The sequence below is a fragment of the Arthrobacter sp. 05L45_2 genome (genome assembly GCF_056397525.1).
The window spans coordinates 1-11,200 of the sequence record NZ_JBFTNO010000090.1 but is presented as its reverse complement, the minus strand read 5'-3'; the positions used below and the strand labels follow the sequence as shown (position 1 = coordinate 11,200).

Sequence of the window (11,200 nt, the reverse complement as noted above, 5' to 3'; positions counted from 1 at the left end):
GGGTTGTCCCTGGATGGGGTTAGGCGTCCCGGGATCGGGCTAGGGCACGATCAGGACCGGATTCGCCTGCTGGCAGACGGTGTCGCCGGCCGTCTGGTTGACGATGTCCGGCGGCAGCGAGACCGGTGCGTCAGTCTGCTTGGTGCCGGATTTGAAGTCGCTGCCAAGGTACACCTGCACCCCGTTGACCCCTGCCGGGAGGACCTGCCGCGCCGGGATCCCCAGCAGTTTGGCGACGTCGGCGGCGACGTCGGCGTAGTCGGCGCCGTAGTAGACGGCCGTGGTGGCGACCGCCTGGGCATCGAACTGGCTGGTCTGGGTGAAGCCGCCGGCCTTGAGGGAAGCGAGCACTTCCTGGGCTTTTGCCGGGGTGCCGGAACCGTTCGCCACGGCGACCTGCTGGAGGGTCTTGTCATAAGCGGGCGCGGCCGGCGCCTTGGTGGCCGTCGGCTTGGCGCTGGCCGAAGCACTGCTGGAAGCGGCCGGGGTGGGCGAGGGCTTGGCGGTGGGATCGGTCAGGTCGACGTCCTTGCGCAAAGCCGCGAACAGCTCGGAGGCAGCGGGTTCGGCCAGCTGAAGCCGGTTTGTGTCGGAGACCGCAGGCTCGGTGGGGGCGGCCACAAAGGCCACCTTGCCGACGTCGATGTTCTTCAGCCGGTTGCCGACGGTGAGTAGCGTCGGGACCGATGCCAGTCCTTCGTCGATGGTGAGGTTCTTGGTGATCGCGTCCGCGATCCCGAGCATCCGCCCCGGGTTGCTCAGGGTCCCGTCGTCCTTGATCTTCCGGACCAGCGAGGACAGGAAGCCCTGCTGCGCCTTGATCCGGCCGAGGTCGCTGCCGTCACCGAAGGCGTGCCGCGTCCGGACGAACGCAAGGGCCTGCTCGCCCTTGACCTGTGAGGTCCCCTTCTTCAGGCGGAGGCCGGAGTCGGGATCGTAGATGGAGTCGCTGACGCAGACGTCGACGCCGCCGACAGCGTTGGAGAGTTCCTTGACGGCGTTGAAGTCGGCCATCATAAAGTGGTCGATCTCCAGGCCGGTGAGCTTGTTGACGGTGTCCACGGCGCAGCCGATGCCGGCCTCGGACATGGCCGCGTTGATCATCACGCCGCTCTGGGCCGGGTATTGCTTGTTGGACTTCGGATCCTTGCAGGCGGGGGTGTCCACCAGGAGGTCGCGGGGGAAGCTGATGACGCTGACGCGTTTGTTGTCCGCCGAGATATCCATCAGCATCATGACGTCGGAGTGGCCGTAGCCGGAGGAGTCATCCTTGCTGCCGTACTGCGAGTTTTTGCCGTCCCGGGTGTCCGTGCCCAGGATCAGGATCTGCATGCGCCCGGTGGCGTCGTCGGGGGCCGCCTCGGTGCGGTTGTTTCCGGCGCCAAGGGCTTCGGTGCTGATGTTGCCTTGCAGTCGGATGACCCAGTAGGCCCCAAAAGCGATGACGCCGACCAGCAGCACGGAGAGCACGATCGTGGTGGCTTTCAGCCAGGTGGGGATCCGCCGGGCGCCCCCCAGATGGCGCGCCGGGCCGACGGAGGAGTCGCCCGTATGCCGGGCAGCCGCGTGGGACCGAACCGGACGGCCGGTTCCGTCTGCACGGTTATCAGGGGGTCGAACCACGGGTGGTGCCTTCCTTAGCGAACGGGAGTTTCCCTATTTTACGGGCCGAGTCTGGGAAAAACCCGATGGGCATGCCCGGGCGGGGCCGCGGCGTGTGCGCGGCCCGGTCCGGCGGCAAGCGGCGGCCGGTCAGTGGGCCTAGAAGCCTAGTTTCACGAGCTGCTTGGGATCCCGCTGCCAGTCCTTGGCGACCTTGACGTGCAGGTCGAGGTAGATGCGGGCCCCGAGCAGCGCCTCAATGGCCTTGCGTGCGGTGGTCCCGACCTCGCGCAGCCGGGCGCCGCCCTTGCCGATGATGATTGCCTTCTGGGAGGGGCGTTCGACGTAGAGGTTGACGCGGACGTCCAGGAACGGCCGGTCCTCGGGCCGGTCCTCGCGCGGGACGATCTCGTCGACGACGACGGCCAGCGAGTGCGGGAGCTCGTCGCGGACGCCCTCCAGGGCAGCCTCGCGGATGAGTTCGGCGATCATAACCGCCTCGGGCTCGTCGGTCAGGTGGCCGTCCGGGTACAGCGGGGGCGACGGCGGCATGTGTCCGATCAGCACGTCGGCGACGGTGCCCACCTGGAAGCCGTCCGTGGCGGAGACGGGCACAATGTCCCGCCAGCCGTCCTCCCCGAGCACCTCGCGGCCCAGGGCGGCGACGGCCAGCAGCTGCTCGGTGAGGGCCTGGCGGTCAACGGTGTCGGCCTTGGTGACGATGGCAATGACAGGCTTGTTGCCGATCGCGGCAAGCTGCGCCGCGATGAACTTATCGCCGGGCCCGATTTTCTCGTTGGCGGGCAGGCAGAAACCGATGGCGTCCACCTCAGCGAGCGTGTCGGCCACGAGTTCGTTAAGGCGTTTGCCCAGCAGGGTGCGCGGGCGGTGCAGGCCCGGGGTGTCGACCATAATCAGCTGGGCGTCCTCGCGGTGGACGATGCCGCGGATGGTGTGCCGCGTGGTCTGCGGCTTGGCCGACGTAATGGCGACCTTCTGGCCCACCAGGGCGTTCGTGAGGGTGGATTTCCCCGCGTTCGGCCGTCCCACCAGCACCGCGAACCCGGCCCGGTAACCGCCGAAGGGCGCGCCGCCGTCGGTCTTATTCTGCTTGCTCACGTGGAACTCCCTGTTGCGTTGATTCGGCCTCGTCGAGAAGATCGTCAAGGTCAGTTTCTTCCTTTGGAACGGCCGCCGCAATGATGTGGCTGACGCGGTTCCGGCGGCCTTCGAGCCGGTCGGCACGGAGGGTGACGCCGTCGACGGCCACCGTGCTTCCAACGATCGGCACCCGGCCGAGCGCCTTCGCGAGGAGGCCGCCCACGGTGTCCACCTCGTCGTCGTCGAGCTCGAGGTCGAAAAGTTCACCGAGGTCATCGATGCTCATCCGGGCGCTGACCCGGTAACTGCCGTCGCCCAGCTCCACGGCTTCGGCAGCCTCGGTGTCGTATTCGTCCACAATCTCGCCGACGATTTCCTCGATGAGGTCCTCGAGGGTGACCAGTCCGGCCGTTCCGCCGTATTCGTCGATGACGATCGCCACGTGGGTGGATTCCTTTTGCAGCTCGCGGAGCAGGTCGCTCACGGGCTTGGAATCGGGGACATAACGGACTTCGCGGGCCAGTTCGTCGACGACCGGCGGCTCCTCGCCGGGGCGAAGGTTGTGGATCACGGYGGCGACGTCCTTGAGGTAGACGATGCCGAGGATCTGGTCGGTGTTCTCGCCGATGACCGGGATCCGGGAGTAGCCGGAGCGCAGGAACAAGGACATGGCCCGGTGCAGGCTGGAGCCGGAGTCGATGCAGAGGATGTCGGTGCGGGGCACCATGACCGAGCGGGCCAGGGTGTCGCCGAAATCGAAGACGGACTGGATGAGCTCGGCCTCGTTGTCCTCGATGACGTCGGATTCGCTGGCGCGTTCGACGAGTTCGCGGAATTCCTCTTCGCTGAAGAAGGCCTCGTTGTCCGCCGGCGCCCCGGGGGCCACGGCGCTGCCGAGGGTGACCAGCCAGGCAGGGATGGGTCCGAGGACCCAGCAGAGCCAGCGGATCAGCGGCGCGGCGAAGCGGACCATGCCGGCCGAGTGGACCCGGCCGAGCTGGCGCGGGGACACACCGACGATCACAAAGCCCAGCAGCGCCATGATCCCGGTGGCGGCGAGGCCCGCGAGCCAGACGTTGTCCAGCATGCTGTGCAGGAGCACGGTGACGGCCACCGCGGAGGCCATCTCGAACCAGATGCGCCAGAACCGCAGGGCACGCATGTGGGCCACGGGCTGGGCCATGATCCGTTTGAGCGCCGTCCCGCGGCTTTGCAGGATCGCCAGTTCGGCGTCGTGCCGGGGCAGGTAGTTGAAGGCGGCCTCGGCCGCAGTCAGTACGGCGGCAAAACTCAGGAAGACCAGCGCCATGCAGGCCAAAATCAGTGGGGTCACTGAATCGTCTCTGCCGGGGCGTCCTTACCGGTGAATCCGGAGAGYAGTTCGCGCTGCAGGCCGAACATCTCCTCCTTTTCCTCCGGTTCCGCGTGGTCGAAGCCGAGCAGGTGCAAGATACCGTGGGTGGTCAGGAGCAGCATCTCGTCCTGGGTCGAATGCCCGGCGTTCTTGGCCTGGACCTCGGCCACCTGCGGGCAGATCGCGATATCGCCGAGCATGCCCTGGGGCGTCGGCTTGTCCGGGGTGCCGGGGGTGAGCTCATCCATCGGTACGGAGAGCACGTCGGTTGAGCCGGGCTCGTCCATAAGCTCAATGTGGAGCTTTTCCATCGCGGGCTYGTCCACCAGCAGGATGGACAGTTCCGCCTGCGGGTGGATGAAGAGGCGCTCGAAGACGAACCGTGCCAGTGCCACCAGCTCCGCTTCGTCCACGGCGACGCCTGATTCGTTGTTGACCTCGATGCTCATGCGTGTTCTCCCCGGTTCTCCCGGGTGACAGAATGCTTGACCCGGTTCCTCTGTGTCTCGTCCCAGATGCTGTAAGCGTTGACGATGTCGCCCACCAGCCGGTGCCGGACGACGTCGGAGGCGTCCAKGACCGAGAAGTTGACGTCTTCGATGCCGTGCAGGATGTCCTCCACGATGCGCAGCCCCGAGCGGGTGCCGAAGGGCAGGTCCACCTGGGTGACGTCACCGGTGACCACCATCTTGGACCCGAAGCCCAGACGGGTGAGGAACATCTTCATCTGCTCCGGCGTGGTGTTCTGCGCCTCGTCGAGGATGATGAACGCGTCGTTCAGCGTGCGTCCGCGCATGTACGCCAGCGGGGCGACCTCGATGGTGCCGGCGGCCATCAGCCGCGGGATCGATTCGGGGTCCATCATGTCGTGCAGGGCGTCGTAGAGCGGCCGCAGGTAGGGGTCGATCTTGTCGCTGAGCGTGCCGGGCAGGAAGCCCAGCCGCTCCCCCGCCTCGACGGCCGGGCGGGTCAGGATGATCCGGTTGACTTCCTTTTGCTGCAGCGCCTGGACGGCCTTGGCCATGGCCAGGTAGGTCTTGCCGGTGCCGGCGGGCCCGATTCCAAAAATCACCGTGTTCGCGTCGATCGCGTCAACGTAGTTTTTCTGGTTCAGCGTCTTGGGCCGGATGGTCTTGCCGCGGCTGGAGAGGATGTTGTGGGTCAGGACCTCCACCGGATTCTGCAGCGACTGTGTGCGCAGCAGGGACACGAGTTGCTGGAGAACGGCGGGGGTGATCACCGTTCCGCGTGCCACGAGTCCCCGCACCTCGTTGAGCAGGCGCATGATCCGGGGCACGTCGGCGGCCGGGCCGTTGATGGAGAGTTCATTGCCGCGAACGTGGAAATCTACGTTCGGGAACTGGGTTTCAATAAAGCGCAGGGCCTCGTCGTGACTGCCCAGGGATTGCACCATCTGATCGGAATTGTCGAAGACGACCACCTCCGTCCGCAGGCCTGGGAGGGAGTGGGGGAATTCCCCTGCGGTGCGCTCGCTCGCGCTGATCCGCGCCTTGCCGTTGGCTGCTTCAGTCATAGTGTTGGCCCGCGGGCCTCTGGTCCCCTCCAGTTCGGAAATGGTCGCCCGCTGCAGTTGCCGGCCGACGGCGGTCGGGGCCGTCCGCGCCGGGTTCCAGCGGGTCCTTCCATCTTACGCCAGTGCAGTCCCGTGGCCGCGCGGGCCGGGCGGCGGCCTCTTTAGGTATCAACTTCATATCGGCCTCATATCGTTCCCGTTGCAGTTCGTCCGGCAGCCCGCAAACCCGGCTGCACTCCAAGGCCGCTGTGCCATGCTGGATTGGGCCCTTCCCGGCACGAGCCGGATTCGACGGGGCAACAGCAAGGGAACCAGACCATCAGCAGGCGTGGAATGACCAGGACAACTGCAGGACGGCGTACGCGCCGCGGCCTGTTGCGCCTTGTGCTGCCTGCCGCCGTCGCCCTCGCACTGTCCGGCTGCGTGGCCACGCCCCAGCCGGGGATCACAAACTCGACGACGCCGTCACAGACGGTTCCGGGGCCAGCCGCAGGGATCGCCACCACCAGTGCACCCCTGGAGTCCACGCAGGCGTCCAACAAGGCCCCGGTGTATTGGATCGGGCGCAGCAACAACAACGTTTTCCTGTACCGCGAATTCCGGGATGTCTCCCAGGACGACAATCCGATCACGCGGGCCCTGCGGGTCATGATGTCGGAAAAACCCCTGGACCCTGACTTCTTCACCCCGTGGCAGAACCCCCGGCTGCTGGCCACGTCGATTTCCGGCAAGAACGTGATCACCGTGGACGTCTCCGCGGATGCGTTCAACAGCAATGTCGACGGCGACATGGCCGAACGCGCTATCCAGCAGCTGGTCTACACAGCCACCGCGGCCGGGGCCAGTTCCGGGCTGACCGATACCGGGCAGCAGATCCAGGTGGTAATCCTCGTCGACGGCCACACCGACTACGTCGCCTTCAACCGGGTGCGGCTCGGCTCCCCCACGTCACGCAGCGCGGGAATGGTGGCGCCGGTGTGGATCATTGATCCGCAGGAGGGCACCCAGGAAGCCGACGGTTCGGTCAAAATCTCCGGCCGGAGCACCGTCCCCGGCGGGAAGCTGCACTGGGAGATCCTGCGGGTCGACGGCACCAACAAGACGCCCTATCTCAACGGCAGCGTCACGGCGTCAACCGACGCCGCCCAGTCCGGCATGTTCAACATCTCCGTGAACCTCGGCCAAGGGAACTACGAGGCACGGGTCTCGCAGGTGGACCCGACCGGCAAGGTTCAGGACCTCAACGTCGATACCCGCGGGTTCACCGTCCGCTAGCCCGGCGGTTTACCAGCGGCCGAGGATGTCGCTGGCCACAACAGTGGCGGCCGGGCCCGCGGTGGACGAACGCAGCACGTGATGGCCCAGCAGGGCCGTGACCGCACCGGCATCACAGAGCCGGGTCACCTCACGAGGGCTGATCCCGCCTTCGGGCCCAACGATCAGAAGCACCTCGCGGGACCCTCCGCCGTCGCCGGCGTCGGCATGCCAGGCCTCCAACACCCGCCGCAGCGGCCGGACCGCGTCCTCATGCAGGATCACGGCAAGGTCCGCGGCGGCGACGGCGGCCTGCAGCCCGTTGGCGTCCACGGCGGCGCGGACCTCCGGGATCCAGGCACGCCGGGCCTGCTTCGCGGCGGCCGTCACCACCGACTGCCATTTAGCGTGGGCTTTGGCTGCGCGTTCGGGTTTCCACCGCACGATCGAGCGCTCCGCCTGCCAGGGGATCACGGCGTCGATCCCCAGCTCGGTCGCGGTCTCCGCGGCGAGTTCGTCGCGGTCGCCCTTGGCCAGGGCCTGAACCAGCACGAGCCGGACCTCCGGCCGTGGTTCCTCGGCCAGGGCACCGCACTCCACCGACAGCTCCTGCGGCGCCACGGCCGTGACGGTGCCGGTGATGCGCTTCCCGGCGCCGTCGGCGATGTCAACGGACTCCCCCACAGCCAGCCGCTTGACCGTCACCGCATGGCGCGCCTCGGCGCCGTCCAGGACGAAGTGCGCGCCGGGAACCAGCTGGTCCAGGGTGCCTGCGGGCGTGAAAAAGACGGGGTTGCTCACTGCTACAGGTTACCCAGCCGTCCCCGCAGCTTTGCGAACACGCCGCCGCTGGCTGCGAGCTTGCCTTCGGTRAAMTGCTCGCCGCGGAGTTTGGCGAGCTGCCGGAGCAGGTCCTCCTGGGCGGCGTCGAGTTTGCCTGGCGTGTCCACCTGCAGGTGGACCTTCAGGTCGCCACGGCCGTAGCCGCGCAGGTGAGTCACGCCCAGGCCACGGAGGGTGATGACCTCGCCGGACTGGGTCCCGGCCTTGACGTCGATCTCCTGTTCGCCGTCAAAGGTTTCCAGGCTCACTTCGGTGCCCAGGGCCGCAGCCGTCATGGGGATGTTCAGGCTGGCGTGCAGGTCATCGCCTTCGCGCACGTAGGTGGAGTCGCTGTTGACCCTGATCTCGACGTACAGGTCTCCCGCGGGGCCGCCGGCGGGACCGGCCTCGCCCTGGCCGGAGAGCTGGATGCGGGTGCCGGTGGCCACACCGGCGGGGACCTTCACGGTCAGGGAGCGGCGGCTGCGGATGCGGCCCTGGCCGGCGCACTCGTTGCACGGGTCCTTGATGACAGTGCCGAAGCCCTCGCAGCTTCCGCACGGGGCCGTGGTCATGACCTGGCCAAGGATGGAGCGCACGGCGCGCTGGACCTGGCCGCTTCCGCCGCAGATGTCGCAGCGTTCGGGGTGGCTGCCCTCGCGGCAGCAGGAACCCTCACACGTGGGGCAGGTGACGGCCGTGTCCACTTCCAGTTTCTTGTTGACGCCGAACACGGCGTCCCGGAGGTCGATCCGAACGCTGATCAAGGCGTCCTGGCCGCGGCGGACCCGGGACGCGGGACCGCCCTGGCCGCCCGCCCCGCCGAAGAACGTCTCGAAGATGTCCTGGAACGCGAAGCCCTGGCCGGCGTAGCCGCCGCCGAATCCGTTGTCCGTCCCGTTCTCGTTGCCTGTGGTGTCGTAGACGCGGCGTTTCTGCGGGTCGGAGAGGACCTCGTAGGCGTGGGTGACCGCCTTGAAGCGCTCCGAGGCGTCATCACCGGGATTGACGTCCGGGTGCAGGGTCCGGGCAAGCTTGCGGTAGGCCTTCTTGATCTCTTCGCCAGTCGCTTCGCGGGAGACTCCAAGAACGTCGTAGTGGCTGCTCAAAGTGTGTATCTCTTCCTTTTTGTACTGCCAGTGGGGCACTGCCTGGTAGAGGCAACAAAGTGGTGACCGGGTCCGCCCGTCAGGGGCCGAGGATCCGGGACAGGTAGCGGGCCACCGCGCGCACGGCGGCCATGGTGGTTGGATAGTCCATTCGGGTGGGGCCGAGGACCCCTACCTTGGCAGTCGCGTCCGGCCCGTAGCCGGTGGCAACCACGGAGGCTTCAGACAACCCGTCGTAGGGGTTCTCCCGGCCGATGCTGACGGTGACGCCGCGGGGGTCCTGGGCCATGTCGCTGAGCAGCCGCAGCATCACTACCTGCTCCTCCAGCGCTTCGAGGACGGGACCGATGCTGAGCGGGAAATCCACGTTGGAGCGCGCCAGATTGGCCGTACCGGCCATCACCATCCGCTCCTCGCGGCTGCTGGCGGCCAGGGATTCCAGCCCCCGTGCCAGGGCCTGGGCTGGGCCGCGCCGCACCGGCGGGCAGCTGTCCACCACGGCCTGCAACGACTGCGGCAGCAGGCTCAACCGCGTCCCGGCGAGCCGGTTGAGGAACAGGGCACGAAGCTCTGCCAGGGCGTCGTCGCCGAAGTCCTGTCCAACGTCGATAACGCGCTGTTCCACTTTGCCGGTGTCCGCGATCAGCACCGTCAGTACTTTGCGGGGGGCCAGGAGCACGAACTCGATGTGCCGGACGCGGGCGCGGCTCAGCAGCGGGTACTGGACCACGGCCACCTGGTTGGTCAGCTGCGACAGCAGCCGCACGGTCCGGTCAAGGACGTCGTCGAGGTCATCGGATCCCTCAAGGAGCGCCTGGATAGCCCGGCGCTCCGCCTGCGACAGGGGCTTGACCGCAGAGATCTGATCCACGAACAGGCGGTAACCCTTGTCCGTCGGGATCCGGCCGGCACTGGTGTGCGGTGCCGTGATCAGGCCCTCGTCTTCCAGTGCGGCCATGTCATTGCGGATCGTCGCGCTGGAAACGCCCAAATGGTGGCGCTCCACCAACGCTTTGGACCCCACGGGCTCGCGGGAGTGGACGTAGTCCTCGACGATGGCGCGCAGCACTTCGAGTTTGCGTGGCTCGCTCACKCTCCACCTCCAATCGACMCGTATCGSTTCGCCGGTGCCGGCCGGACTGAATCCCCCGGTTAGCACTCGACATGCCTAAGTGCCAACCAGTCTAATATGAGTCGCGCCGTTGTTAGCATTGGATTCGCTGCGGGCGTGAACCCCGGGAACCGTGTCTCCGGGCAGACAACGCGCCGCGCCCATGGTCCTTCCCCGAATTTCCCGAGTGCAAAGCAGTGTGTAGCAGATGTCGTACGAGAACTGGGGTGCGCAGGATCTCACCGCGCCCGCCAAGGCCCAACTGCCCGAGATCCCGGTGGAACGCGGCATGGTGCTGGAGGACGTGCAGTCCGGCTGGGTCGGCGCCGTGACCCGGGTGGAGAAATCCGGGGGTATGTACGTCGTGGCCCTGGAGGACCGGCGCGGTAAGTTGCGGTCCTTCCGGCTGGGCTTCGGTTTCCTGCTCAAGGGGCAGCCCATCCGGCTGATGCCGCCAGCCCCGCGGGCTGCCCCGGCCGGCCCCGCCCGGAGCGTCCGGACCGCGTCCGGTTCCGTCCGCGTCGAAGGGCAGCGCGCCCAGGTGGCGAAGGCCAGCCGGATCTGGGTGGAAGGCAAGCACGACGCCGAACTCGTTGAGAAAGTCTGGGGCGATGACCTGCGGGTGGAGGGCATCGTCGTCGAACCCCTGCACGGCATTGACGACCTCGCCGCCGCCGTCCGGGACTTCCGGCCCGGCCCCGGTCGCCGCCTGGGCGTCCTCGTGGACCACTTGGTCCCCGATTCGAAGGAATCCCGCATCGCCGACGCCGTGATGGCGTCTCCGGGTGCCGCCGGCAACGTCCTGATTGTCGGCCACCCGTATGTGGACGTCTGGCAGGCGATCAGGCCGGCGGTCCTCGGCATTGAACGCTGGCCGGTGATTCCGCGCGGCGTGGACTGGAAGACCGGCATCCTGACGGCCTTCGGCTGGCCGCACAGCACCAAGGAGGACATCGGCCTGGGCTGGCAGAAGCTGCTCGGCGCCGTGCGCAGCTACACGGACCTGGAGCCCTCGCTCCTGGGCCGGGTGGAAGAGGTTATCGACTTCCTCACCGTGCCCTGACGCCGGCCGGGTGCGTCGTCCGGCGGCCGGAGCACGTATTCTTGAAGGGCGCCTGCTGCGAACTGCGGCAGCCGCTGCTCGTTGCCGTACCGCAGCTCCACCGCAATCCAAAGGATGAAACGTGTCAGAAGACGCACGCGAACACCCGGACCACCAGGCCGGTCATGACCAGCCTCCGTACCACGGCGTCCCCGCCAATGCACTGCCGCTGACGGCGGCCGAGGACCGGCAGTGGGCCACCCTCGCGCAC

General features: G+C 67.4%; 10 protein-coding genes and 1 pseudogene. 3 read left to right on the top strand and 8 right to left on the bottom strand.

The features are described from left to right. Positions 1–39 precede the first annotated feature (39 nt). The 5 genes from AC1DHD_RS08960 to AC1DHD_RS08940 form a co-directional block, all read right to left on the bottom strand. Positions 40–1,623, bottom strand: coding sequence for an LCP family protein (locus tag AC1DHD_RS08960; RefSeq protein WP_476879373.1), 1,584 nt, complete (start codon positions 1,621–1,623; stop codon positions 40–42). Between the two features lie 138 nt (positions 1,624–1,761). Then, positions 1,762–2,721 carry a GTPase Era gene (gene era, locus AC1DHD_RS08955; protein WP_476879372.1) on the bottom strand — a complete coding sequence of 320 codons (960 nt, stop codon included), beginning with the start codon at positions 2,719–2,721 and terminating at the stop codon, positions 1,762–1,764. Next, on the bottom strand, positions 2,705–4,036 hold the full coding sequence (locus tag AC1DHD_RS08950) for a hemolysin family protein (RefSeq protein WP_476879371.1): 1,332 nt from the start codon (positions 4,034–4,036) through the stop codon (positions 2,705–2,707). Before AC1DHD_RS08950 ends, era begins: the two co-directional genes overlap by 17 nt. Continuing rightward, a complete protein-coding gene (gene ybeY, locus AC1DHD_RS08945; protein ID WP_476879370.1) occupies positions 4,033–4,506 on the bottom strand; it encodes an rRNA maturation RNase YbeY in 474 nt (157 codons plus the stop codon). Before ybeY ends, AC1DHD_RS08950 begins: the two co-directional genes overlap by 4 nt. Beyond that, the gene (locus tag AC1DHD_RS08940) at positions 4,503–5,591 is read right to left on the bottom strand and encodes a PhoH family protein (RefSeq protein WP_476879369.1); all 1,089 of its coding nucleotides are present in this window, start codon (positions 5,589–5,591) and stop codon (positions 4,503–4,505) included. The genes ybeY and AC1DHD_RS08940 overlap by 4 nt, the downstream gene beginning before the upstream one ends. Positions 5,592–5,924: 333 nt before the next feature. Here AC1DHD_RS08940 and AC1DHD_RS08935 point away from each other — a divergent pair, with 333 nt between their 5' ends. Next, positions 5,925–6,866, top strand: coding sequence for a GerMN domain-containing protein (locus tag AC1DHD_RS08935; protein WP_476879368.1), 942 nt, complete (start codon positions 5,925–5,927; stop codon positions 6,864–6,866). Between the two features lie 9 nt (positions 6,867–6,875). Here AC1DHD_RS08935 and AC1DHD_RS08930 read toward each other — a convergent pair whose 3' ends face one another. From AC1DHD_RS08930 to hrcA, 3 genes are all read right to left on the bottom strand, one after another. Further along, positions 6,876–7,646: a 16S rRNA (uracil(1498)-N(3))-methyltransferase gene (locus AC1DHD_RS08930; protein WP_476879367.1), complete on the bottom strand. Its 771-nt coding sequence runs from the start codon at positions 7,644–7,646 to the stop codon at positions 6,876–6,878. Between the two features lie 2 nt (positions 7,647–7,648). Continuing rightward, positions 7,649–8,776 (bottom strand): molecular chaperone DnaJ, encoded by a 1,128-nt coding sequence (gene dnaJ, locus AC1DHD_RS08925; protein WP_476879366.1) that lies wholly within the window; start codon positions 8,774–8,776, stop codon positions 7,649–7,651. 79 nt (positions 8,777–8,855) lie between these two features. Then, entirely contained in the window at positions 8,856–9,869 is a 1,014-nt protein-coding gene (gene hrcA / locus AC1DHD_RS08920) for a heat-inducible transcriptional repressor HrcA (RefSeq protein ID WP_476879365.1), read from the bottom strand. A gap of 226 nt (positions 9,870–10,095) precedes the next feature. Here hrcA and AC1DHD_RS08915 point away from each other — a divergent pair, with 226 nt between their 5' ends. After that, a complete protein-coding gene (locus tag AC1DHD_RS08915; RefSeq protein ID WP_476879364.1) occupies positions 10,096–10,950 on the top strand; it encodes a DUF3097 domain-containing protein in 855 nt (284 codons plus the stop codon). Positions 10,951–11,071: 121 nt separating this feature from the next. Then, a pseudogene (locus AC1DHD_RS08910) lies at positions 11,072–11,200 on the top strand (DUF4870 domain-containing protein); the annotation flags it as partial.

Excerpts from the sequence above, each read along its gene's own strand:
- AC1DHD_RS08935 (WP_476879368.1), top strand. The coding sequence starts at position 5,925 with ATGACCAGGACAACTGCAGGACGGCGTACGCGCCGCGGCCTGTTGCGC.
- AC1DHD_RS08915 (WP_476879364.1), top strand. The coding sequence starts at position 10,096 with ATGTCGTACGAGAACTGGGGTGCGCAGGATCTCACCGCGCCCGCCAAG.